Annotated in this window: 21 protein-coding genes and 1 tRNA gene; 12 read left to right on the forward strand and 10 right to left on the reverse strand. The window is 71.4% G+C overall.

The window, feature by feature from the left end; genetic code table 11:
- Nucleotides 1-100 precede the first annotated feature (100 nt).
- The 5 genes from FHS39_RS19095 (at nt 101) to FHS39_RS19115 (ending at nt 5,635) form a co-directional block, all read left to right on the forward strand.
- Entirely contained in the window at nt 101-571 is a 471-nt protein-coding gene (locus FHS39_RS19095; RefSeq protein ID WP_184350545.1) for a septum formation initiator family protein, read from the forward strand.
- 80 nt (nt 572-651) lie between these two features.
- On the forward strand, nt 652-1,173 hold the full coding sequence (locus FHS39_RS19100; RefSeq protein WP_184350546.1) for a DUF501 domain-containing protein: 522 nt from the start codon (nt 652-654) through the stop codon (nt 1,171-1,173).
- Between the two features lie 115 nt (nt 1,174-1,288).
- Nucleotides 1,289-2,230: a Ppx/GppA phosphatase family protein gene (locus FHS39_RS19105; protein WP_184350547.1), complete on the forward strand. Its 942-nt coding sequence runs from the start codon at nt 1,289-1,291 to the stop codon at nt 2,228-2,230.
- Between the two features lie 426 nt (nt 2,231-2,656).
- Entirely contained in the window at nt 2,657-4,045 is a 1,389-nt protein-coding gene (locus tag FHS39_RS19110) for an NAD(P)/FAD-dependent oxidoreductase (protein WP_184350548.1), read from the forward strand.
- A 276-nt stretch (nt 4,046-4,321) separates the two neighbouring features.
- Nucleotides 4,322-5,635 (forward strand): SAM-dependent methyltransferase, encoded by a 1,314-nt coding sequence (locus FHS39_RS19115; RefSeq protein ID WP_184350549.1) that lies wholly within the window; start codon nt 4,322-4,324, stop codon nt 5,633-5,635.
- Nucleotides 5,636-5,953: 318 nt separating this feature from the next.
- On the opposite strand, the gene FHS39_RS19120 is transcribed toward FHS39_RS19115, so the two are convergent.
- Nucleotides 5,954-8,491 (reverse strand): ABC transporter permease, encoded by a 2,538-nt coding sequence (locus FHS39_RS19120; RefSeq protein WP_184350550.1) that lies wholly within the window; start codon nt 8,489-8,491, stop codon nt 5,954-5,956.
- Between the two features lie 81 nt (nt 8,492-8,572).
- The gene (locus tag FHS39_RS19125; RefSeq protein WP_343069646.1) at nt 8,573-9,355 is read right to left on the reverse strand and encodes an ABC transporter ATP-binding protein; all 783 of its coding nucleotides are present in this window, start codon (nt 9,353-9,355) and stop codon (nt 8,573-8,575) included.
- A gap of 402 nt (nt 9,356-9,757) precedes the next feature.
- Between FHS39_RS19125 and FHS39_RS19130 the strand changes: the two genes are divergently transcribed.
- Both FHS39_RS19130 and FHS39_RS19135 read left to right on the forward strand, forming a co-directional pair.
- Nucleotides 9,758-9,840, forward strand: a tRNA-Leu gene (locus tag FHS39_RS19130).
- A 184-nt stretch (nt 9,841-10,024) separates the two neighbouring features.
- Entirely contained in the window at nt 10,025-10,891 is an 867-nt protein-coding gene (locus FHS39_RS19135) for a Bax inhibitor-1/YccA family protein (RefSeq protein ID WP_184350552.1), read from the forward strand.
- Between the two features lie 91 nt (nt 10,892-10,982).
- Here the strand turns inward: FHS39_RS19135 and FHS39_RS19140 are convergent, their stop codons facing one another.
- Nucleotides 10,983-11,213 (reverse strand): DUF4287 domain-containing protein, encoded by a 231-nt coding sequence (locus FHS39_RS19140; RefSeq protein ID WP_184350646.1) that lies wholly within the window; start codon nt 11,211-11,213, stop codon nt 10,983-10,985.
- Nucleotides 11,214-11,311: 98 nt separating this feature from the next.
- Between FHS39_RS19140 and FHS39_RS19145 the strand changes: the two genes are divergently transcribed.
- Nucleotides 11,312-11,647, forward strand: a complete 336-nt coding sequence (locus FHS39_RS19145) for a hypothetical protein (protein WP_184350553.1) — start codon at nt 11,312-11,314, stop codon at nt 11,645-11,647.
- A gap of 10 nt (nt 11,648-11,657) precedes the next feature.
- Here FHS39_RS19145 and FHS39_RS19150 read toward each other — a convergent pair whose 3' ends face one another.
- From FHS39_RS19150 to FHS39_RS19160, 3 genes are all read right to left on the reverse strand, one after another.
- Nucleotides 11,658-12,422: a hypothetical protein gene (locus FHS39_RS19150; protein ID WP_184350647.1), complete on the reverse strand. Its 765-nt coding sequence runs from the start codon at nt 12,420-12,422 to the stop codon at nt 11,658-11,660.
- A 248-nt stretch (nt 12,423-12,670) separates the two neighbouring features.
- The gene (locus FHS39_RS19155) at nt 12,671-13,891 is read right to left on the reverse strand and encodes an acetyl-CoA C-acetyltransferase (protein ID WP_184350554.1); all 1,221 of its coding nucleotides are present in this window, start codon (nt 13,889-13,891) and stop codon (nt 12,671-12,673) included.
- Nucleotides 13,892-14,162: 271 nt separating this feature from the next.
- Complete coding sequence (locus tag FHS39_RS19160; RefSeq protein WP_184350555.1) at nt 14,163-15,230, reverse strand: SGNH/GDSL hydrolase family protein; 1,068 nt, start codon at nt 15,228-15,230, stop codon at nt 14,163-14,165.
- A 208-nt stretch (nt 15,231-15,438) separates the two neighbouring features.
- Here FHS39_RS19160 and FHS39_RS19165 point away from each other — a divergent pair, with 208 nt between their 5' ends.
- Nucleotides 15,439-16,830, forward strand: a complete 1,392-nt coding sequence (locus FHS39_RS19165) for a cystathionine beta-synthase (RefSeq protein ID WP_184350556.1) — start codon at nt 15,439-15,441, stop codon at nt 16,828-16,830.
- A 343-nt stretch (nt 16,831-17,173) separates the two neighbouring features.
- Here FHS39_RS19165 and FHS39_RS19170 read toward each other — a convergent pair whose 3' ends face one another.
- Nucleotides 17,174-17,617, reverse strand: coding sequence for a hypothetical protein (locus FHS39_RS19170; protein WP_184350557.1), 444 nt, complete (start codon nt 17,615-17,617; stop codon nt 17,174-17,176).
- A 107-nt stretch (nt 17,618-17,724) separates the two neighbouring features.
- Between FHS39_RS19170 and FHS39_RS19175 the strand changes: the two genes are divergently transcribed.
- On the forward strand, nt 17,725-19,086 hold the full coding sequence (locus FHS39_RS19175) for an AMP-binding protein (protein ID WP_184350558.1): 1,362 nt from the start codon (nt 17,725-17,727) through the stop codon (nt 19,084-19,086).
- An 81-nt stretch (nt 19,087-19,167) separates the two neighbouring features.
- Complete coding sequence (locus FHS39_RS19180) at nt 19,168-20,019, forward strand: MurR/RpiR family transcriptional regulator (RefSeq protein ID WP_184350559.1); 852 nt, start codon at nt 19,168-19,170, stop codon at nt 20,017-20,019.
- A 21-nt stretch (nt 20,020-20,040) separates the two neighbouring features.
- On the opposite strand, the gene FHS39_RS19185 is transcribed toward FHS39_RS19180, so the two are convergent.
- The 3 genes from FHS39_RS19185 to FHS39_RS19195 all read right to left on the reverse strand — a co-directional run bounded on the left by FHS39_RS19185 (nt 20,041) and on the right by FHS39_RS19195 (nt 22,508).
- Nucleotides 20,041-21,321 (reverse strand): alpha/beta hydrolase family protein, encoded by a 1,281-nt coding sequence (locus tag FHS39_RS19185; RefSeq protein ID WP_184350560.1) that lies wholly within the window; start codon nt 21,319-21,321, stop codon nt 20,041-20,043.
- Nucleotides 21,322-21,472: 151 nt separating this feature from the next.
- The gene (locus FHS39_RS19190) at nt 21,473-21,967 is read right to left on the reverse strand and encodes an ATP-binding protein (RefSeq protein WP_184350561.1); all 495 of its coding nucleotides are present in this window, start codon (nt 21,965-21,967) and stop codon (nt 21,473-21,475) included.
- Between the two features lie 172 nt (nt 21,968-22,139).
- Nucleotides 22,140-22,508 (reverse strand): STAS domain-containing protein, encoded by a 369-nt coding sequence (locus tag FHS39_RS19195; protein WP_184350562.1) that lies wholly within the window; start codon nt 22,506-22,508, stop codon nt 22,140-22,142.
- A gap of 251 nt (nt 22,509-22,759) precedes the next feature.
- On the opposite strand from FHS39_RS19195, the gene FHS39_RS19200 reads away from it, so the two are divergent.
- On the forward strand, nt 22,760-23,686 hold the full coding sequence (locus FHS39_RS19200; RefSeq protein ID WP_425507793.1) for an RNA polymerase sigma factor SigF: 927 nt from the start codon (nt 22,760-22,762) through the stop codon (nt 23,684-23,686).
- The last annotated feature ends 230 nt before the right edge of the window (nt 23,687-23,916 follow it).

Raw genomic sequence — 23,916 nt, forward strand, 5'->3', positions numbered from 1 at the left:
GCACAGAGGCTGACAAAGTCCCAAGCCTCACCCCGTCCTCGGCCGCGGTCCCGTACCGTGGCCGAGGACGGCTTTGCGGACGAGACCAAGGGGAGGCGACGTGGCGGCGGATCGGTTCTCCACCGCGACCCGGCTCAAGGCGCTGGGCACGGCGCTCGTACAGGGGCCGGCCGTCGCGCGCGTCTACCGCTCCCGGCCGCCGCGCCGCTCCCGGCTCACCGGCCGCGCCGCGCTCCTCGCGCTCGTGGTCTGCTCCCTCGTCGTCGCCCTCGCCTACCCGATGCGCCAATGGGTCACCCAGCGCTCGGACATCGCCGACCAGCGCCGCCAGTCGGAGAACGCGCGCAAGCAGGTCAAACAGCTGGAGGACGAGAAGGTCCGGCTGGAGGACCCTGCGTACGTCGAGCAGCAGGCGCGCGAGCACCTGCACTACGTGCGCCCCGGCGAGACCGGCTACACCGTGGTGGACGGCAGCGGCGAGGCCAGGCGCCCCAAGGACGAGGGCGTCGCGGACCGGCCCTGGTACAGCAACCTCTGGGACGGTGTGGACTCCGCGGACGGCCGCCGCTGAGCGAGCCGCCGCCCGCACCCCCACCCCCCCGCACCCACTGACCTGAGATCACCGAGTTACGAGCGAGCGAGCGCGAGCACATGGACACCCCTCCTCCGATGACCGAGCCCACCGAGCCGACCGACGCGGACATCGCCGCCTTCAAGGAGCAGCTGGGCCGGCCGCCGCGCGGCCTGCGCGCCATCGCGCACCGCTGCCCGTGCGGCAACCCCGACGTCGTGGAGACCGCGCCGCGCCTGGAGGACGGCACGCCGTTCCCGACGCTGTACTACCTGACGTGCCCGCGCGCCTCCTCCGCCATCGGGACGCTCGAAGGCTCCGGGCTGATGAAGGAGATGCAGGACCGGCTGGCGACCGACCCCGAGCTCGCGGCCGCGTACCGGGCCGCGCACGAGGACTACATCGCCCGGCGCGACGCCATCGAGGTGCTGCAGGGCTTCCCGAGCGCGGGCGGCATGCCCGACCGGGTGAAGTGCCTGCACGTCCTTGTCGGCCACTCGCTGGTGGCGGGCCCGGGCGTCAACCCCTTCGGCGACGAGGCACTGGCACTCCTGCCGGAGTGGTGGTCGAAGGGCCCGTGCGTAAACCCCTGCGGCGACTAGCCCCGCCAGGGTTGTGAGCAATCGTTCCGCAGGGCTGGGGGCACCTCCCAGCGTAGCTGGGGGAGGGTGGGCACAACCCGACCACCGGCCCACACCCGCACCCCAGGAGCAACCCATGACCCGCGTTGCAGCCATCGACTGCGGCACCAACTCCATCCGCCTGCTCGTGGCCGACTGCGACCCCGCCACCGGCGACTTGGTCGAGCTCGACCGCCGCATGACGATCGTCCGCCTAGGCCAGGACGTCGACCGCACCGGCCGCCTCGCCCCAGAGGCGCTGGAGCGCACGTTCACCGCATGCCGTGAGTACGCCGAAGTCATCAAGGCGCTCGGCGCGGAGCGCACCCGCTTCGTAGCCACCTCCGCCTCCCGCGACGCCGAGAACCGCGAGGACTTCGTGCGCGGCGTCATGGAGATCCTGGGCGTGGAGCCCGAGGTGATCAGCGGTGACCAGGAGGCCGAGTTCTCCTTCACCGGCGCCACCAAGGAGCTCACCGGCCGCGCGGACCTCACCAAGCCGTACCTGGTCGTGGACATCGGCGGCGGCTCGACGGAGTTCGTCGTCGGCGACGACCATGTACGGGCCGCCCGCAGCGTCGACGTCGGCTGCGTACGGATGACGGAGCGCCACCTCGTCGTGGACGGCGAGGTCACCGATCCGCCGACGCCCGGTCAGATCGCGGCGATACGCGCCGACGTGGAGGCCGCGCTGGACCTGGCGCAGGAGACCGTGCCGATCACCGAGGCGCACACCCTGGTGGGGCTGGCCGGTTCGGTCACCACGGTCGCGGCGATCGCGCTCGGGCTGTCGGAGTACGACTGGACGGTCATCCACCACTCGCGGATCCCGGTCGAGCGGGTCCGGGAGATCACGCACGAGCTGCTGGCCTCCACGCACGAGCAGCGCGCCGCGATCCCCGTGATGCACCCCGGCCGCGTCGACGTGATCGCCGCCGGGGCGCTCGTCCTGCTCGCCGTCATGGAGCGGACCGGCGCCCGCGAAGTCGTCGTCAGCGAGCACGACATCCTGGACGGGATCGCCTGGAGCGTCGCCTGAGCCGGGCTGCCGGAGCAGGCCGCCGAAACGGCCCGCGAAGGGCCTTCGAAGGGCCTTCGAGAGGCCACGGCGAAGAAAGTTCGTGAAATCCTTCACATGAAAAAGCGCTCCTGAAACCGCGGAAGGGGGCCTCCGGGCCCCCTTTCGGGTCTCACAAGGCGGTTGCGGCCCCCCGGGCAGACGGAACGGGCCGGTTTCGGTCGTCTTAAAGAAACGCTTATGCGGGCCCTTGACGGACGGTGGTCCAGCCGCCGAAATCGCCACAAGGCCAGTTCAGCAGGGGTGATCAACGCCCGCGCCGGTGCCGTGGTTCCCTCCGGGCGCTATGGCGTCCGTCACGAGGGCCGCGGAGTGTAGCAGACACCCCCCGGCGCCTTGTGAAGGGGCGCACGAGCAACCCGTGTGAGAGTGCTGGATACTCGAAACATGAGCACCACGGAGCGTCCACGGATCCTCGTAGTAGGCGGTGGGTACGTCGGCCTGTACGCGGCGCGCCGCATCCTCAAGAAGATGCGGTACGGCGAGGCGACCGTCACGGTCGTCGACCCGCGCTCGTACATGACGTACCAGCCCTTCCTCCCCGAAGCAGCTGCCGGCAGCATCTCCCCGCGCCACGTCGTGGTGCCGCTGCGACGCGTGCTCCCCAAGGCGGAGGTCCTCACCGGCCGCGTCACCACCATTGACCAGGACCGCAAGGTGGCCACGATCGCGCCGCTCGTCGGCGAGGCGTACGAGCTGCCCTTCGACTACCTGGTCATCGCGATGGGCGCGGTCTCGCGCACCTTCCCGATCCCCGGCCTTGCCGAGAACGGCATCGGCATGAAGGGCATCGAGGAGTCCATCGGCCTGCGCAACCACGTCCTCGAGCAGCTGGACAAGGCCGACTCGACGAAGGACGAGGAGATCCGCCGCAAGGCGCTGACCTTCGTCTTCATCGGTGGTGGCTTCGCCGGCGCCGAGACGATCGGCGAGGTCGAGGACATGGCCCGCGACGCGGCCAAGTACTACCCCAACGTGAAGCGCGAGGACATGCGCTTCATACTCGTCGACGCCGCCGACAAGATCCTCCCCGAGGTGGGTCCCAAGCTCGGCGAGTACGGCAAGAAGCACCTGGAGAGCCGCGGCGTCGAGATCTACCTCTCGACCTCCATGGACTCCTGCATCGACGGCCACGTCGTGCTGAAGAACGGCCTTGAGGTCGACTCCAACACCATCGTGTGGACCGCGGGCGTCAAGCCCAACCCGGCGCTGGCCCGCTTCGGCCTGCCGCTCGGTCCGCGCGGCCACGTCGACACCGCCGAGACCCTCCAGGTCCAGGGCACCGACTACATCTGGGCCGCGGGCGACAACGCCCAGGTCCCGGACGTCGCCTCCCGCAAGGCCGGCAACGAGAACGCCTGGTGCCCGCCCAACGCCCAGCACGCGCTGCGCCAGGCCAAGATCCTCGGCGACAACGTGGTCTCCGGCATGCGCGGCTTCCCGCAGAAGACGTACTCGCACTCCAACAAGGGTGCGGTGGCGGGCCTCGGCCTCCACAAGGGCGTCGCGATGATCGTCATGGGCAAGACGAAGATCAAGCTCAAGGGCCGTCTCGCCTGGTACATGCACCGCGGCTACCACGGCATGGCCATGCCGACCTGGAACCGGAAGATCCGCGTCTTCGCGGACTGGACCCTCGGCATGTTCCTCAAGCGCGAGGTCGTCTCGCTGCGCGCCATGGAGAACCCGCGCGAGGAGTTCTACGAGGCCGCCAAGCCCGCGCCGCAGGCGCAGAAGACCGACGGGGCCCCGGCCCAGAAGGCCAAGGCGAGCTGACCTCAGGGTCCGCAGGCACACGTTTCACACCGAGGGCGTCCACCAATCCGTGGGGTGGGCGCCCTTCGGCGTACCCGGACACGCACCCGGACGGCGGCTGTTCGCACCCCGGCGGGTTTCCCGCGGCCGCGGCCGGGAGAACCTTCGCTGCGGAGCACCGTGCCGGAAATCCGAAGGTGACCTAATCCGTGCGGTAAGGACTATGGCGCGGCCCGTAAGTGTTTAGGTGTCAGGTGAAACGATCTGCTGACACTTCATCACGGAGGTGTGTGCGACATGGCCGAGGCCGCCCGACGGCTTACTGCGCTGGCCGAACAGGTGCTGGGGGCCCCGCCCCCGGTGCGCCTGCGCGCCTGGGACCGCAGTGAGTCCGGCCCGCCCGGCACCCCCGTCCTCGTCATAAGGCGCCGCCGCGCGCTGCGCAGGCTCCTGTGGAAGCCCGGAGAGCTCGGCCTGGCCCGCGCCTGGGTCGCCGGGGACATCGACGTCGAGGGCGACCTCTACGAGGCCCTGGAGCTGCTCGCCGGCTACTTCTGGGAGCGCGGCGAGGGATCGGCGCGGCACTCCGGCCCCGCTGCCCTGCTGCACGCCGTGCGCGACCCCTCGCTGCGCGCCGCGGCCCGCGAGCTGCTCAAGCTCGCCGGGCCCTGGGCGCCGCCCGCGCCGCCCGTCGAGGAAGCCCGCAGGACCGGCGGCCCCCTGCACACGCTGCGCCGCGACAAGCAGGCCATCAGTCACCACTACGACGTCGGCAACACCTTCTACGAGCGCGTCCTCGGCCCGTCGATGGTCTACTCGTGCGCCGTCTGGGAGAGCCCGGAGGCGACCCTGGAGGACGCCCAGCGGGCCAAGCTCGACCTCGTCTGCCGCAAGCTGGCCCTGGAGCCGGGCATGCGGCTGCTGGACGTCGGCTGCGGCTGGGGCTCGATGGTGCTGCACGCCGCCCGCGAGTACGGGGTGGGCGCCGTGGGCATCACCCTCTCCGAGGAGCAGGCCGCGTACGCCCGCAAGCGCGTCGCCGAGGCCGGTCTGACGGACCGTATCGAGATCCGGGTGCAGGACTACCGCGAGATCGCCGACGGCCCCTTCGACGCGATCTCCTCGATCGGCATGGCCGAGCACGTCGGCTCCGCGCAGTACGCGGAGTACGCCGCCGATCTGCACGCCCTTCTCAAGCCGGGCGGGCGGCTGCTCAACCACCAGATCGCGCGGCGGCCGCTGCGGGACGAGGAGGAGTACCGGGTCGACGAGTTCATCGACCGGTACGTCTTCCCCGACGGCGAACTGGCCCCCGTCGGCCGGACGGTGGCCCAGCTGGAGCGGGCCGGCTTCGAGGTGCGCGACGTGGAGGCGCTGCGGGAGCACTACGCGCTGACGCTGCGCGGGTGGGTGGCCAACCTGGAGGCCCACTGGGACGAGGCCGTGCGCCTGACGTCGCCGGGCAGGGCCCGGGTGTGGCGGCTGTACATGGCGGCGTCCGCCTTGTCCTTTGAACGCAACCGCATTGGGGTCAACCAGGTGCTGGCGGTCCGGACGCCGGAGTCGGGGGCGTCGGGCATGCTGCTGCGTGCGCGGGAGTGGCGGGGCTAGGGCGTGTCCGATGGGTCAGCACAGGCCCCGCGACTCCCCCAGCTACCGCTGGGAGGTGCCCCCAGCACGGCACCTCGCCGCGTTGTCGCATAACCCGAGTACGCCCAGTACGCGGGTCATGCTCCGCCTTGCGATGCTCCCCCAGCTACCGCTGGGAGGTGCCCCCAGCGCCAGACGCCGCGGGACCCGCACTGACCCACCGGACACGCCCTAGGGCCGTCGTCCCTGCAACACGGCTTCGCCGCGTTGTCCTCAATCGCCGGACGGGCTGATTTTGGCTGAGCTCAGCCAAAATCAGCCCGTCCGGGTCCCGCGGAGTTACTCCGCCTTGATCGCCGCCAGCATGTTGAGCTTCGCCGCGCGGCGGGCCGGCCAGAGCGCCGCCAGGACGCCGACCAGCGCTGCTATCAGCAGGAAGACGGCTATCCGGCCCCACGGCAGGACCATCTCGTACGTGCCCAGGCTCTTGCCGATCAGTTCACCGGCCGCCCAGCCGAAGAACACGCCGAGGCCGACGCCGAGCACTCCGCCGAAGAGCGAGATGACCAGCGACTCCAGCCGCACCATCCGCTTGATGCCCTTGCGGTCCAGGCCGATGGCACGCAGCATGCCGATCTCCTGCGACCGCTCGAAGACGGACATCGCGAGGGTGTTGACGACGCCGAGGACGGCGACGATCACGGCCATGCCGAGCAGCCCGTAGAGCATGTTCAGCATCAGGCTGATCGCCTTGGCGATGTCGTTGGAGATGTCCTTCTTGTCCTGGATCTGGATGGCCGGGTTGTCACCGAGGGCCTTGCTCAGGGAGTCCTTGGCCGACGCGCCCGTGCCCGCCTTTGTCTTGACCATGACCTGCTGGTCGTTGACCACGCTCTGGTGCGGGGCGAGGGTCGTGGTGTCGACCATGATGCCGCGCATCAGCTCGTTGCCCTTGTAGATGCCCGAGACGGTGATCTTGCCGTGCTTGCCGTCCTCGAAGGTGGCATCGACCGTCGAGCCGAGCTTCCAGCCGTGGGACTTGGCGGTGCTCTCGTCGACGACCGCCTTGCCGGCGGTGAGGCCGTCGAAGGAGCCGGCCGTGAAGTCGAGCTTCGTGAGCTCCTTGATGCTCTTGCCGTCGACGCCGGTCAGCGACTCGTGGTCGCCGTCGATCCGGGAGGCGGACATGCGCAGCGGGCTGCTGGCGGTGACGCCGGGGGCGCTCGCCAGCTTCTTGGCGACCTCCGGGGAGAGCGGGGTGTGGGACGCCATGGAGACGACGTAGTCGGCCTTGATGGCGGACGTGGCCATCTTGTCGATGGCCTGCTGCACGCTGCCCGCGATGACCGTCAGGCCGGTGATCAGGGTGAGGCCGATCATCAGCGCGGAGGCGGTGGCCGCGGTGCGGCGCGGGTTGCGGACCGCGTTCTGCCGGGCGAGCTTGCCGGAGATCCCGAAGAGGTTCAGGACGGGCGCCGCGGCGGCGATCAGCGGGCGGGACAGCAGCGGGGTGAGCACGAAGACGCCGATGAGCAGCAGGCCCGCGCCGATCCCCAGGACGGTCTTGCCGTCCTTCATGCCGGTGGCGGCGAGCACGGCGGCGATGCCCGTGCCGGACAGCAGCGCGCCGATGGTGTTGCGCACTACCAGGGAGCGGGTGGTGGCGACGGCGTGCACGCTGTTCATCGCGGCGACCGGCGGGATCTTCGCGGCGCGGCGGCCGGGCAGCCAGGCGGCCAGCATGGTCACGACGATGCCGACGACCAGGGAGGTGACGACGGTGCCGGGGGTGATCACGAGGGGGCCGTCGGGGACGGTGGCCCCGGCGCCGTTGAGCAGGGAGCGCAGCCCGGCGCCGATGCCGATGCCGGCGAGCAGACCGGTGACGGCCGCGACCGCGCCGACGACGAGGGCTTCGAGGAGCACTGAGCGGGTGACCTGGCGGCGGCTCGCGCCGACCGCGCGCATCAGGGCCAGTTCCTTGGTGCGCTGGGAGACCAGCATGGTGAAGGTGTTGGCGATGATGAAGATGCCGACGAAGAGCGAGATGCCGGCGAAGACGAGCATGCCGGTCTTCATGCCGTCCATGCCCTGGGCGATCATCGTCGCCTGGTCGTCGGCGAGCTGCTTGCCGGTGGTGGCCTCGGCGTCGCGCGGCAGGATCTTGTCGATCGCGGTCTTCAGCGCGGCCTGGGAGGTGCCGGGGGCGGCCTTGACGTCGATCTCGCCGAACTCGCCGGGCGTGGCGTAGAGCTTCTGGGCGGTGGCGGTGTCGAAGAGGGCGAGGCTGCCGCCCGCGGAGACGTTGCCGTCGTCGGTGGTGAAGACGCCGGTGAGCTTCTTCTCCAGCACCGGGCCGTCGACCGAGAGCCGGACCGTGTCGCCGATCTTGTAGCCGCCGCGGTCGGCGGTCTTGGCGTCGAGGGCGATCTCGCCCGCCGCCTGGGGCGCGCGGCCGTCCTTCAGCGGGTAGCGGGCGTCCTTGCCGCCGGGGCCGGGGTAGTAGTTGGCGCCGGTGGAGTTGAAGCCCTCGCCGACGAGCTTGCCGTGCTTGTCGGCGACCGCGGCGAAGCCGCTGACCGAGCCGGTCGCGGAGGCGGCGCCGGGCACCTTGCCGGCCTGGTCGAGCAGGTGCTGGCTGAGCTTGGGGGCGTGGCCGGGCCGGCGCTCCTCGCGGTCGCGGTCCGCCGTGTGGGGCTGGATCGCGACGTCGACGTTGTCGAAGCCCTTCTGCGAGCTCTTCTGGAAGGCGTCCGAGATGGTGTTGGTGAAGACCAGGGTGCCGGAGACGAAGGCCACGCCGAGCAGCACGGCGAGGACGGTCATCAGCAGCCTGGCTTTGTGCGCGAGCACATTGCGCAAGGCGGTACGGAACATAAGTCAGTCCTGGTTGAACTCTGAGAGTCGCTTTTCGCCGTTTTTCGGCGTCGGGCAGGGCGGTTCGCTAGCAGGTGACGGTCAGCTCGTACGGCCCTTGGCGTCGAAGCGCTTCATGCGGTCGAGTACGGCGTCGGCGCTCGGCTCGTACATCTCGTCGACGATGCGGCCGTCGGCGAGGAAGACGACGCGATCGGCGTAGGAGGCGGCGACGGGGTCGTGGGTGACCATGACGACGGTCTGGCCGAGCTCGCGCACCGAGTTGCGCAGAAAGCCGAGCACCTCGGCGCCGGAGCGCGAGTCGAGGTTTCCGGTGGGCTCGTCCGCGAACATGATTTCGGGGCGCCCGGCGAGGGCACGGGCGACGGCGACGCGCTGTTGCTGGCCGCCGGAGAGCTGGTTGGGGCGGTGCTTGAGCCGCCCGGACAGGCCGACGGTCTCGACGACCGTGTCCAGCCACGCCTGGTCGGGCTTGCGGCCCGCGATGTCCATGGGGAGCGTGATGTTCTCGAGGGCGTTGAGGGTCGGCAGCAGGTTGAAGGCCTGGAAGATGAAGCCGATCTTGTCGCGCCGCAGCCGGGTGAGCTTCTTGTCGTTCAGCGCGGTCAGTTCGGTGTCGCCGATCCGGGCCGAGCCGCCGGAGACGGTGTCGAGACCGGCCATGCAGTGCATCAGGGTCGACTTGCCGGAGCCGGAGGGGCCCATGATCGCGGTGAACTCGGCCTGCCGGAATTCGACGGAGACCGCATCCAGGGCGACCACCTGGGTCTCGCCCTGTCCATAGACCTTGGTGAGATCCGTGGCGCGGGCGGCGACCGCGGTCGTGCGGACGGCGGTCGATGCGCCGGAGGGTGTGGTGGTCACGAGGGAGAGCTCCTGTCGGGACGGCGGTGCGTTCAGGACGTACTCCATCGTCCCCGCGGCGGTACCCCCGACGGATCAGCCGAAGCTCCGGTTCCCGGGACAGCCTTCGGAGGTATGTAGCGCACTCCTGTCATCCCTGGGTAGTAGGGAACCTCCTTACACACAGCGACGAGATTGCGACAATTCCAGTTGGCAAGGGGGGTGGGGTGGTGAACGGGAGAGATCGGCCTCTGGCATGTGCCAATGGCGTCACCCCTGCACTGATGGGGCCTCAGTTACCAATAAAATAAGACAACCTCCGGCCACCGTTCCGCTGTTCGGGGGGCGCACCCCGGCTAGGCTCGTCCTGCTCTCCTCGAGGGAAGCTCGCGCGCCTCCCTGCTGTGCGGCCCGAGAGCCCCCGCCCGGATGGTGGAATGCAGACACGGCGAGCCTAAACCTCGCTGGCCCTTCGGGCCGTGCCGGTTCAAGTCCGGCTCCGGGCACCTCTCTGCTTTAACGCAATCGCTCTCCATTCCCGCCTTCTCAGCGGAACCGAGTCCCGGTGGTTCGCGTTCTCAAGGACGTGGGCATGTGGAAAAAAGATCGTCCCGTAGCAGGAGAGCCATTCCTTTGCCTACCCATTACCCTTAACGGCAAGGCCGCGCAGGGTGGCCATGGAGGAGTGAGATGAGGAGCAGCAACCCGGTCTTCTCGCGACGGGGGTTCAGCCGCGACAACGGCTACGCGGGCTTCAACGCGGGGCCGCAGGCCGGGGCCGCGGCCCACGGAAACCCCTACGCGAACCCCTACGCCGGAAATCCCTACGCGGAGCCCGTCAACCCGTACGCCCAGGGCGGCCCCGATCTCCAGCAGGGCTACCCCCAGGCGCCGGCCCAGACCGGCCGGATGACGATGGACGACGTCGTCGCCCGCAGCGCCATGACGCTGGGCGCGCTGATCGTCGCCGCCGGCGCCGCCTGGGCGCTGGAGCTGCCGCTCGGCGCCGGCATCGGTGCGGCCTTCGTCGCGTTCGTCCTCGGCATGATCCAGACGTTCAAGGCCAGGCCGACCCCGGCGCTGATCCTGTCCTACGCCGTCTTCGAGGGCCTCTTCCTCGGCGTGATCAGCCAGGTCTACAACCAGGTCGCGCAGGGCGCCGCGATGCAGGCGGTGCTGGGCACGATCGCCGTCTTCGTCGGTGTGCTCGTGGCCTACCGCACCAAGCTCATCCGGGTCGACCGGCGGTTCGCCCGCTTCGTCACGGCGGCGGCCATCGGCTTCGTCCTGCTGATGATGGTCAACATGCTCTTCGCCGCCTTCGGCGGCGGTGACGGCCTGGGCTTCCGCACCGGCGGTCTGGGTATCGCCGTCGGCGTCGTCGGCGTGCTGCTGGGCGCCGCCTTCCTGGCGCTGGACTTCAAGCAGATCGAGGACGGCGTCCGCTACGGCGCCCCCCGCGAGGAGTCCTGGCTGGCGGCCTTCGGCCTGACCCTCTCGCTGGTCTGGATCTACACCGAGATCCTGCGGATCATCGCGATCCTGAACAACGACTAGTCCCGAGCGGCCGGCAGGGGCCCGGGGAGGCAATGCCTCCCCGGGCCCCTTTGGCTTTCGCCGTTATGGCACGTTCCCCCGTCGATCTCGGTTACCGGAGCTTGCGCGCGGCGCGCTGCAGGTCGTACTCGTGGACGATTGCCTTCGCGTGGCCGTATGCGAGGTTGTGCTCCCCACGCAGCCAGCTGACCTTCTCCTCGAAGCGGGAGAGGGCCGGACCGTCCTCGACCGTGCGCAGCCAATCGGCGACTTCACGGCCGGTGCAATGGGGGATTCGGGAGAGCAGGTTCCGGTGGGTCTCGTCGGAGAAGACGTGGGACATCGGCGCCTCCGGACGCGTCGAATGATGGTCCTTCATGTCACCGTGCCCGAGTGTTCAATCGTTGGCAACAGTCGGTGGACGGCGCATAGTCTCGTGACGTGGATGATGTGACGCCTCTTCTGGCCGCCGTGGACGCCTTCGCCGACCGTCTGCGGGCCCTGCCGCAGTCCCGACTGAGCCGGGGGGCGGCGGCGGAAGCGCTGACTTTGGCGCGAGAGTTGGCCGCGTGGACCCAGCGCATCGAGGAACCCGACGTTCCGGCGGTGCGGGAGATGCCGGAGGCCGGGATGTTCGCGGTGGCCGACCAAGTGGCAGTGGCCGGCCATGATTTGGCCGAGGCGCTGGCCGCCTGTGGCGGGCGGGTGCCGGAGGGTGCGGGCGTGCCGGAGGCCGTGGCCCTGGTCGAGGCGGCGGCTCAGCGCTGCGGGCTGTGACCCGCGGGGGTCACAGCGAGGCGATGACACGGTCCGCCAGGGCGTAGACCGTGCCCGTCGCGCAGCGGAAGGTCAGGGCGTAGGCGCCGGAGACCCCGGAGCCGCCCAGGAGGACGGGCGCGTCGCCGACGCGCAGCGCCTCCGCCAGCTGCTCGGCCGTCTCCCGGTGGCCGGGCGTCATGCACAGCGTGGTGCCGTCGGCGAAGACGTACACGTCCAGGGTCCCCAGCGGGCCCGGCCGGACGTCCGCCAGCGGCACCGCCGCGTCGGCCAGCTCCTCCAGACACAGGGCCGTCTGCTCGTGGTCGCCGATCGCGGGGACGGGCGAGAAGTCAAGGTGCGAGGGGTGCCTGCGGCGCGCGGCGGCGAGCTCGGGGGAGTCCTCGGCCTCGGGCTCGGCCGGGGGCTCGAGTCCGGCCAGATCGGCCGGGCGGGGGAGGAAGAGACCGCCGTACGGGCCCTCGGCGAGCGGCTCGTCGCCCAGCCCCGGCAGCCCGGCCAGATCCCGGGCCTCCTGAGCGGCCCAGAACGCCCGGGCCTCGGCCAGCTCCCGCTCCCGCTCCTCGGCCAGCGCGTCGGCGACGGCGGCACGTATCTCGGAGAGGTCGGCGCTCTCGGCGCTGCGGGCGGCGGGCACCGTGGCGCGCTCGGCGGTGGCGGCCGCGATGTCGGCGCGCAGGGCGGTGATCTGGCGGCGCAGACCGCGAGTGCTGTACAGGGCGGCGGCGCCCGCGGCCGTGGCGGCACCCGCGGCCAGCAGCAGGGCAAGGGACATGGCGCTCACTGACGTACTCCCGGTTGCTATGGATCCCCCGAATTCCTACCTCAGCTTTCCGTGTGCCATCCGCGATCCCCAGTGCAAAACGTCATGTAACGGACGGGACCTAAGCCCCGGCCGTTGTCCTTTCAACATCTCTGACCTGCGGAAACGAATCTCCCCCGGGACGTTGGTCACATCCTGGGGGAGATTAGGTCACGAACGAGCAAGGCCCCGGCACCGTGCCCCGGGCAGATGCCGCAGGCTCAGCTCAGCCGCTCAATAACCATCGCCATACCCTGACCGCCACCGACACACATGGTCTCCAGCCCGAACTGCTTGTCGTGGAACTGGAGCGAGTTGATGAGCGTGCCGGTGATGCGGGCGCCGGTCATGCCGAAGGGGTGGCCCACGGCGATGGCGCCGCCGTTGACGTTGAGGCGGTCCAGGTCGATGCCCAGGTCGCGGTAGGAGGGGATGACCTGCGCCGCGAAGGCCTCGTTGATCTCGACGAGGTCGATGTCGCCGATGGTCAGCCCGGCCCGCTTCAGCGCCTGCTTGCTGGCCTCGACGGGCCCGTAGCCCATGATCTCGGGGGAGAGCGCCGAGACGCCGGTCGAGACGATCCGGGCCAGCGGGGTCAGGCCCAGCTCCCGCGCCTTGGTGTCGGACATGATGACCAGGGCCGCCGCGCCGTCGTTGAGCGGGCAGCAGTTGGCGGCCGTGATCAGCCCGTCCGGCCGGAAGGCGGGCTTGAGGCCCTCCACGCCCTCCAGCGTGACCCCCGCGCGGGGCCCGTCGTCCTGGGAGACGACCGTGCCGTCCGGAGTCGTCACGGGTGTGATCTCGCGCTCCCAGAAGCCCTTCTTGATGGCTTCCTCGGCGAGGTTCTGCGACCGCACGCCGAACTCGTCCATGTCCCGGCGCGTGACGCCCTTGAGGCGGGCCAGGTTCTCGGCGGTCTGGCCCATCGCGATGTACGCGTCCGGGACCAGCCCGTCCTCGCGCGGGTCGCGCCAGCCCTCGCCGCCCTGCTCGGCGCGGGCGGCCGTCCGGGCCTCCGCGTCGGCGAAGAGCGGGTTGTGGGTGCCCGGCATCCCGTCGGAGGACCCGTTGACGGACCGCGACACGCACTCCACGCCCGCCGAGATGAAGACGTCGCCCTCGCCCGCCTTGATGGCGTGCAGCGCCATCCGCGAGGTCTGCAGGGAGGAGGCGCAGTAGCGGGTGATCGTGGTGGCGGGCAGGTGGTCCATGCCCATCTGCACGGCCACGATGCGGCCCAGGTTGTGGCCCTGCTCGCCGCCGGGGAGGCCGCAGCCGAGCATCAGGTCGTCGATCTCGCGCGGGTCGAGCCCGGGGACCTTGGCGAGGGCGGCCTGGATGATGGTCGCGGTCAGATCGTCGGGGCGCACGTCCTTCAGCGATCCCTTGAAGGCGCGGCCGATGGGGGAGCGGGCGGTTGAGACGATCACGGCTTCGGGCATCACGGCTCCAAATGGGCGCTGAACGCTGGACTCTTCGGGAAGTTACCGGCAAGTACGGCCGGGGTCACGGTTTCTGTGCTGTGACGCCGAACTCTTTCGACCACCGTTGTCGGCCGCGGGCCGGTGGCCGTGGTTGTGCCCACCCGTCCCGCCTTGCGGGACGCCTGCCCACAACCAGGGGCGGGCGGGGGCCATCCGGCCTGAGGGGCCGGGGTGGGGCGGACCCCGGCAGGGGGCGTAAGGGTTATTTGCGGCGACTGTCCATGGACGTTCAACGGGGACCGTTGCCGTAAATAATCCAGCCCCCAGAGGGGTCCGCCCCACCCCGGCCCCGACCCGCAGACGGCCCCGCCTCCACCCCGCTCACCGGTACCCGCCGCCGCTTGCGGTGCTTGAGCAGGGCCCAGCGCCCGCGTGCCGCAGCCGTGACCTCCGTACCGCCCTCCGCCGCAGCCGCGGCCGCCGCACGGTCCACCGGCAGGATGCCCTCGCGCCGCGCCGCGTCCGGCCGCTCGTCCTCCGGCCACAGCCCCAGCACCGCGCACAGCGTCGGCAGCACCGCCATCGCCGCCGTGGCGTACCCCTCCGCCGACGGGTGGTAGTTGTCCGGCCCGAACAGCTCCCGGGGGTTCGCCGCGAACTCCGGCCCCAGCAGGTCGCCCAGCGACACCGTCCGCCCGCCGGCCTCCACCACCGCTATCGTCTGCGCGGCGGCGAGATGCCGGCTCAGCCGCCGTGCCAGCCACCGCAGCGGCTGGTACACGGGCTCGATCGTGCCCAGGTCCGGGCACGTCCCCACCACCACCTCGCACCCCGCGTCCCGCAACCGGTGCACCGCGTCGGCCAGCAGCCGCACCGAGCGGGCGAAGGGCACCCGGTGCGTCACGTCGTTCGCGCCGATCATGATCACGCACACGTCGGGCTTCCGCTCGGGGTCGGAGAGGATCTGGGTGACCTGCCGCTCCAGGTCGTAGGACTGCGCCCCGGAAAGCGCCACGTTGTGCAGCACCACCGGCCGCTCCGCCACCGCAGCGAGGCCCGTCGCCAGCAGCGCCCCCGGCGTCTGCCGCGGCCGGTGCACGCCCTGCCCCGCCGCGGTGGAGTCGCCCAGCACGCCCAGCAGCAGCGGCTCGCGCCCCAGCCGGTGGACGAAGGCCGAGCCGTAGCGCCCGTCGGCGTGCGGCGGCGCGTCACCCGCCCCGCCGACCACCCGCCGGGCCAGCGCCACCTCCGTGAGCAGCACCCCGAACGCCGCCCCGCCCAGCAGGCCGACCCCGCCGCCGCCGTACGCCGCCGCAGCCGCGATACGGCGTGCGGCCCTCGCCCTCGACATGGACATCGACCGGCCTCCTCCGCTTACGGAAACCCGTTTTACAAACGCTTCATAAAAGCTTCACGAACCCGGCGCACCCTTGCCAGTGCACGCTATGAGCAGGTTGCCCCGAGTGCTGTCGCACACAACGCGTCACTGAGCCGGCCGACCGCGCAATAGGCTGGCAGTACGGGCACGCGACGAACCGCTAGTGCCCCCGACCGCGGAGATCACCGTGCAGTTTCACGACTCGATGATTGAGCTTGTTGGCAATACCCCGCTGGTGAAGCTCAACAACGTGACCGACGGCATTCGGGCCACCGTTCTTGCCAAGGTCGAGTACTTCAACCCCGGCGGATCCGTGAAGGACCGCATCGCCCTGCGGATGATCGAGGCCGCGGAGAAGTCCGGGGAGCTCAAGCCGGGCGGCACGATCGTCGAGCCGACGTCCGGCAACACCGGCGTGGGCCTGGCCATCGTGGCCCAGCAAAAGGGCTACAAGTGCATCTTCGTCTGCCCGGACAAGGTCTCCACCGACAAGATCAACGTGCTGCGCGCGTACGGCGCCGAGGTCGTGGTCTGCCCCACCGCGGTCGACCCCGAGCACCCGGACTCCTACTACAACGTCTCCGACCGCCTGGTGCGCGAGACCCCCAACGCCTGGAAGCCCGACCAGTACTCCAACCCCAACAACCCCCTCTCGCACTACCACTCCACCGGTCCCGAGCTCTGGGAGCAGACCGAGGGGAAGATCACCCACTTTGTGGCGGGCGTGGGCACCGGCGGCACCATCAGCGGCACCGGCCGCTACCTCAAGGAGGCCAGCGACGGCAAGGTCCAGGTCGTCGGCGCGGACCCGGAGGGCTCGGTCTACAGCGGCGGTTCGGGCCGTCCGTACCTGATCGAGGGAGTCGGCGAGGACTTCTGGCCCACCGCCTACGACCAGACGGTGGCCGACGAGATCGTCGCGGTCTCCGACAAGGACGCCTTCCAGATGACGCGCCGTCTGGCCAAGGAGGAGGGCCTCCTGGTGGGCGGCTCCTGCGGCATGGCGGTGGTGGCGGCGCTGCGCGTCGCCGAGCGCCTCGGCCCGGACGACGTGGTCGTCGTCCTGCTGCCGGACAGCGGCCGCGGCTACCTCAGCAAGATCTTCAATGACGAGTGGATGGCGGACTACGGCTTCCTGGAGGAGGGCGGTGCCACCGCCCGCGTCGCCGACGTCCTGCGCCGCAAGGAGGGCGACCTGCCCTCGCTGGTGCACATGCACCCGGAGGAGACGGTCGGCGAGGCGATCGAGGTGCTGCGCGAGTACGGCGTCTCGCAGATGCCGATCGTCAAGCCGGGCGCCGGCCACCCGGACGTGATGGCCGCCGAGGTCATCGGCTCGGTCGTCGAACGCGACCTGCTGGACGCCCTGTTCGCCCAGCGCGCCTCGCTCGCCGACCCGCTGGAGAAGCACATGAGCGCGCCGCTGCCGCAGGTCGGCTCCGGCGAGCCGGTCGCCGACCTGATGGCCGTGCTGGGCACCGCGGACGCGGCGATCGTGCTGGTCGAGGGCAAGCCGACGGGCGTGGTGAGCCGTCAGGACCTGCTGGCCTTCCTGGCCGGGGAGAACGGCGCCAAGTAGCCGCTGCGGTCGCCGGACGGTCCGTCAAAGGTGCGTATGCGTCACGTGTACGCAGCACGGGCTTAACAACGGCCGGTCATAGTAAGGGCGTCGGCCCGGGATTCGCTCCCGGACCGGCGCCCGAATGCGACGGTGGGACTTCGGAGCGGCTCCCGGACTCCCTGGCCGTCCGGACGCGGCGTCCGGCCCCGTACCCGGGGCCGGGCCCCGTCCCCGTCGGGGGACCGCCGCCGTCCCGACCCCGGCTCCGGCCGGGGTGCGGCGGCCCCCCGCGCACGGGCTCACGCTCCGCCGGCGCGTCCGGGCCGCACGGCTTCGGGCGACGGCCCACCCGCGCACGGGCTCACGCCCAGTCGGACTCCTGCTCCCGCCGCTCGCGGCGGCGCAGCCATGGCGCACCGCCCGCCGCCTGGGCGACGTTGACGCCGACGATGCCCGCCCATGTCACCAGCAGCCCCGGCAGGTGGGCGTTGACCGCGCCGATGGCGGACAGCGGCACGGCCAGCACCAGCGAGACCGCGGCGAAGCCGAAGCGCTCCCCGAACGAGCCGGTGCCCAGGCCGTTCCCGGTGCGCGGGTGGGCGCCCCGTGCCGCGTCCATCTGCTGCTCGGCCAGGTGCCGGCGCACCCGCCGGTCCACCGTGCCGTCCAGCTTCTGCTCGATGCGGTGCTCGACCTTCTCCAGGAACGATTCGATGAGCTCTGCCTCGTACTCCGCCCCCAGTTCCTTGCGGGTCTGCAGGGTCGCGTCGAGGTCCTTCTTCAGATCGGGGTCGCGGGCCATCATGACGTCGACGGTACGGTCTGCGGGAGTCCCACGTCGGTGGGGCTAGCACCCGTATCCGCAGTGGGGGGACCCCGGGTCGCCGAGGGCCCCCGTGGAAGGAGCAGTCCGTGACGGAACCTCTGCTGTCGTCGCTCGCCGCACCCGGCGCCGCCGACCGGCCGGACGCCCTGACGGTCGCCGGCCGGTCCTGCTCCCGGGAGGAACTGCTGGGCGCCGCGGCCGCGGTGGCCTCCCGCATCGCCGGGGCGGCCTCGGTGGCCGTGCCCGCCGAGGCGACGCTGGAGACGGTCGTGGCGGTGGTGGGCGGCCTGCTCGCCGGGGTGCCCGTGGTGCCCGTGCCGCCGGACGCGGGGCCCGCCGAGCGCGAGCACATCCTGCGCGACTCCGGCGCGGAGCTGATCCTGGGTCAGGATGTACCGGTGGACCTCGCCGCGCGCGGCTCGTACTCCGGCGCCGAGGCGGACGCGAAGGCGCCGGCCTTCGTGCTCTACACCTCCGGCACGACGGGCGCCCCCAAGGGCGCGCTCATCCCGCGCGGGGCGGTCGCCGCGGGCCTGGACGCCGTCGCCGACGCCTGGCAGTGGACCGCCGACGACACCCTCGTGCACGGCCTGCCGCTCTTCCACGTCCACGGCCTCGTCCTGGGCGTCCTGGGCGCCCTGCGCACCGGCTGCCGCCTGGTGCACACCGGCCGCCCCACGCCCCAGGCGTACGCGGCGGCGGGCGGCAGCCTGTACTTCGGGGTGCCCACCGTCTGGTCCCGTATCGTGCGCGAGCCGTCCGCCGCCCGGGCGCTGGCCGGCGCGCGGCTGCTGGTGTCGGGCAGCGCGGCCCTGCCCGCCCCCGTCTTCCGGGACCTGGAGGCGCTCACCGGGCAGCGGCCCGTCGAGCGCTACGGCATGACCGAAACCCTCATCACCGTCTCCACCCGGGCCGCCGGGGAGCGTCGCCAGGGCGTCGTGGGGCACCCGCTCGCGGGCGTGCGGACCCGGATCGCCGAGGCGGCGGAGGAGGGCGGCATCGGCGAGCTCGAGGTGAGCGGGCCGACGCTGTTCGCCGGGTACCTCGGCCGCGCGGAGGCCACGGCGGCCGCGTACACCGCCGACGGCTGGTTCCGTACGGGCGACATCGCGGCGATCGAGCCGGACGGCACCCACCGCATCGTCGGCCGCGCCTCCACCGACCTGATCAAGTCGGGCGGCTACCGCATCGGCGCGGGCGAGGTGGAGAACGCGCTGCTGGACCACCCGGCCGTCGCCGAGGCCGCGGTCGTGGGGGTGCCGCACGAGGACCTCGGCCAGGAGATCGTCGCCTATGTGGTGGCCGAGGGGGTGGGCGAGCAGGCGCTGATCGACTTCGTGGCCGGGCACCTGTCCGTGCACAAGCGCCCGCGCCGGATCCGCTTCGTCGAGGCGCTGCCGCGCAACGCGATGGGCAAGCCGCAGAAGAAGCTGCTGCCGCCGCTGTGAGCCGCCGCCCGCGCACTGCATAATTCCATGCAGGACAGAGGCCGAATGAAAGGCCTGTCCGTGACCCGGCGAGGAGGGCCGATGGGCGAGACCGCGGGCGAGGTGGAGGCCACCGCGCGGCTGCAGAAGCTCTTCGAGGGGCACCGGCTGACGCCCACGCAGCGCCGCATCGCGCACTGCATGGTGCGCAGGGCCTCCGACGCGCCCTTCCTCTCCAGCGTCGAGCTCGCCGAGCTCGCCGGGGTCAGCCAGCCGTCCGTGACCCGCTTCGCGGTCGCCCTGGGCTTCGACGGCTACCCCGCGCTGCGCAGGCACCTGCGGGACGTCGCGCCCGCGGCCGAGGAGCCCGGCGAGCGCTCGTACAACGAGTACCAGCAGGCCGTCCACGCCGAGATCGACAACCTGCGGCACCTGGCCTCGCTGCTCGCCGACCCCGCCCCGGTCGCCCGCGCCGGGCGGCTGCTGGCCGCCTCCCGGCCGCTGCCGGTGCTCGGCCTGCGCGCCGCCACCGCGCAGGCCGCGGGCTTCGCCTACTTCGCGCGCAAGGTCCACCCCGACGTCCGGCTCCTCGACGAGGGCGGCACGTTGCTCGTCGACCGGATCGACGGGGCGGTGCGGGCCGGGGCGAGCGCGCTGCTGTGCTTCGCGCTGCCGCGGCATCCGCGCGAGGTGGTGGAGGCGCTGGAGTACGCGCAGGGCGCGGGCCTGACGGTCGTGACCGTCGCCGACTCCACCTTCGCGCCGGTGGCGCGGTACAGCGACGTCCTGCTGCCCGCCGCCGTCGGCACGGGCCTGGCCTTCGACACGGCCTGCGCGCCGATGCTGCTGGGCCGGGTGCTGCTGGAGGCGATGTGTGACGCGCTGCCGGACGCGCAGGCGCGGCTGGAGGAGTTCGACGCGAAGGCCGCCGCGCGGGGGCTGTTCGCCGAATAGCGGGCTCTGCCGCGTGCCCGGTCAGGGAGCGGGCAGGAACCGCTTGAGGAACGCCACGACGCGGGTGCGGGTCTCTGCCACCGCCCGCTCCGGGCGCATCGTCCCGACGTCCTTGCGCACCGTCTCCCACGGCACCACGTGCCGCTCCGCCAGCGCGGGCAGCAGCGCCGCCGCGTCCGTGTACGCCCCGTGCCGCGACCCGTCGAGCACCATGTCGCCCCGCCACCCCGTCGAGTGCTCCCACAGCGCCGCCCAGGACCGCTGGTGCCGGTGGTCGCCCGAGTCCGGCTCGTCCGTGCCCATCAGCAGGAACGGCCGGTCCACGCCCTCTTGGGCGACGTTGCCCAGCTCTCCGCCCCTGCCGTCCGGCCCGGGGAACTCCAGCGTGCCGTCCATGTTGACCGCGGCGGCGATCCGCCGGTCGTCGTGCATGGTCTGCAGCGCCGTGAAGCCGCCCGCCGAGTGGCCCACCATGCCCACCTTGCGCAGCTCCATGCCCTCCGCCAGCCCGCCCGGCAGGCCCAGCCGCCGGGACCGGCTCTGCAGGGTGTCCAGCACGAAGCGGGTGTCGTCGACACGCGCCTTCATGGCCTTGCGCAGCACCGCGCCGACGTCCGTGCCCGGCTTCGCGGCCAGCGCCGGGAGGACGGATTCCGCCAGCCGGCCGCCGCTGCGCCCGCCGGGCAGGGCGACCTCGGAGGCGTCGTAGGTGTGGTCGACGGTGACGACCACGTAGCCGCGCGAGGCCAGCTCCTCCACCAGCGAGGTGTTCCAGGTGCGGGGGTCGCCGAGGCCCGCGGAGTAGAGCACGACCGGCCGCTTGCCCGCCCCGCGCACCAGGGGCGCGTCCACGCGGGCGTGGGTGCGGGTGGCGGCCCAGTCGATGGCCCCGGCCGGCACGCCGTAGTTGAGTGGGCCCGCGCCCTCGGGGGAGCCGAAGTGGGCCGCGGCGTGGGGCTCCATGTGGGGCGCGGTGCGGGCGGCGTGAGGGGCGGGGGCGCTCCGCCAGCCGGGCCGGGCCGCCGGGTACCAGATGCCGATCATGACTTCGCGGTGCCCGCGCTCGGGGTGCCAGGGGTCCTTGCGCCGGGTGTCGACCAGGTGTCGGGTGGTGGTGCCGACGGCGTACGGGCCGGTGGGCCGGGGCAGCCGGGTCTGCGGGGCGCCTGTTGCGGTGGCGGGCTTGCCGCTCGCCTGTGCGCCGGGGGCGTACGCGCCCAGGATCCCGGTCAGGGCGAGCACCCCGGCCGCCACCAGGGCGCGCCGCCGCAGTCCCCGCTCACCACGCTCGTACCCCGGCATGATCGGCTCCTCCCACTGCTCGGCTGATAACGCCGACCTTAGGGACGCCGGGGGTGACGCCGCGTCATACGGCGGTGCCAACTCGCGTGTGATACCGGGGTATGACCCCGGTGGACCAGCGCGGAGGCCGGGGCGTGCGATGGGGTGTGGCTCAGGAAGGTGCTGCCAGCTCCGCCCAGACCGTCTTGCCGACGCCGCCGTCGCGGCGCACGACCCCCCAGTCCAGGCAGAGGCGCTGCACGATGAACATGCCGTGCCCGCCGGGGCGCCCGGCGCGGTGCGGGGTGCGGGGTGAGGGCGTGCCGGAGCCGAGATCGGTGACCTCCAGCCGCAGCACCTTGCCCGTGCGGATCACCCGGAGCTCTTCCGGGCCGTCCGCGTGCAGGCAGGCGTTGGTGACGAGCTCGGAGACGACCAGCAGGACGTCCTCCGCGGCGGCCCGGTGGTCCGCCGAGACCGCCGGCAGCCAGCCCCAGTCGTGCAGGGCCTGCCGGGTGAAGTCACGGGAGAGCGGCACGGCGCCGCTGGCGCCGACCAGGTGCAGCCGACGGGACGGCGTGCGGTCCGGCGGGGGCTCGGCAGAGGTGGCGCCCTCCGCCCGCGGACCTTGGCCGTCCGGCGGCGGGCACGGCCGCGTGGTGCTCATCAGCGCTTCACCTCACCGGTTCACCGAGTCAGAATTGTTGGTCATCTCGCACAAGAACGGATTTCAGCACTCTCCTGCCCGGCCGAACCGTGAGAACACCCACTGAATCGGTGCCGGGGCTGTGACGCAGGCAACGCCTGTGACACGAATAACGGGGGGAGTGCCGAGAGGGTCAGTCGGCGAGAGCCGAATCGAGCGTGTCGTGCAGGGTGAAGACGGCCCCCGCGCCCGTGATCTCGAATACCCGGGCGACCACGGGACGCATCGAGGCGAGATGTATGGAGCCGCCCACGGCCTCGGCCTTCAGCCGGGCGCCGAGCAGTACGTTCAGCCCCGTGGAGTCGCAGAATTCCAGCTGCGAGCAGTCGACGACCACGCGTGCGTCACCGTCGCGGACACAGGCCTCCAGGGGCTCGCGCAGGAGCTCCGCGGTGTGGTGATCGAGCTCACCCGCCGCCGAGACGACGGAGCTGACGCCGTGGCGCCGGACCTCCACATGCAGCCGGCCTTTGCTTGCGCTGCCGACCATTCCGCGATCCATGCGCTTCCCTTCGTGCCTTCGTGGTGTTCCCGCGTGGCGCAGGGAAAACCCTACGCCTTTCATACGGTCGTCCGGAAGCCGAGGTTCCGACAAATTAGGGAGAAGCGGACATGCGGCACTTGCGATATGAAGGCAAAGACGGGTAGGGCTAGTAGAGACACATCCACCACGGACGGCTTTGGAGGCGCCGCAAACCGCAGCAAAGGTGCACGGCTTCGGCAGCCTTATGCCGAGAAATGATGGAGGAGACTATGTCACCCCGGCTCGACGAAAAGCGTTCCGATTCCGCTTCCGTGGCCCTGCAGGGCGCGGTTGCCCCGGAGTCTCGGGAGACGGCCTCGTCGGCAACCCCGCCCGAACACCGTGATCCCGGTCTCGCCGGGCTCCCCGAGATCCCGCCGTACGACGAAGTGGGCGCCGTCGACGCGCGCGCACTGTCCAAGACGCTCTTCGCCCGCCTCACGGAGCTCGAAGAGGGCACCCACGAGTACGCCTACGTACGGAACACCCTGGTGGAGCTGAACCTCGCGCTGGTGAAGTTCGCCGCCTCCCGGTTCCGTACGCGCAGCGAGCCGATGGAGGACATCGTCCAGGTCGGCACGATCGGCCTGATCAAGGCCATCGACCGCTTCGAGCTCAGCCGGGGCGTCGAATTCCCCACCTTCGCGATGCCGACGATCATCGGCGAGATCAAGCGCTTCTTCCGCGACACCAGCTGGTCGGTCCGGGTGCCCCGGCGGCTCCAGGAGCTCCGCCTCGACCTGGCCAAGGCCGGCGACGAGCTGGCGCAGCAGCTGGACCGCTCCCCGACCGTCGGCGAGCTGGCCGAGCGCCTCGGCATCGCCGAGGAAGAGGTCGTCGAGGGCATGGCCGCGAGCAACGCCTACACCGCGAGCTCGCTGGACGCCCAGGCCGAGGAGGACGACACCGAGGGCTCGCTGTCGGACCGCATCGGCTACGAGGACCACGGTCTGGAGGGCATCGAGTACGTCGAGTCGCTCAAGCCGCTGATCGCTGAACTCCCCCCGCGCGAACGGCGGATCCTCTCCCTGCGCTTCGTGGCCAACATGACGCAGTCGGAGATCGGCGAGGAGCTCGGCGTCTCGCAGATGCACGTCTCGCGGCTGCTGTCGCGCACCCTGGTGCGGTTGCGCCGGGGGCTGATGACCGAGGAGTGACCGCCGACGGGCCTGTCAGGGCAGCACCGCCACGCTGTGTGCCGCACGGGAAATCCCGTGCGGCGCAGTGGTTTTTGGCAAGCGCAGTGGTTTTGGCACGTGTCGTGGCTTGAAGGGAAAGCCATCTGAGGCCGAAAACACTCTCCCCGCATGCTTCACATGCGCCATTGAATGCTCACTGCCCGCACTGAATTTCCGTCAGTGCACTCTTCGATGGCTGGGAGACGCTC

Origin of the sequence: Streptomyces olivoverticillatus (genome assembly GCF_014203555.1) — a bacterium.
GTDB classification, from domain to species: domain Bacteria; phylum Actinomycetota; class Actinomycetes; order Streptomycetales; family Streptomycetaceae; genus Streptomyces; species Streptomyces olivoverticillatus.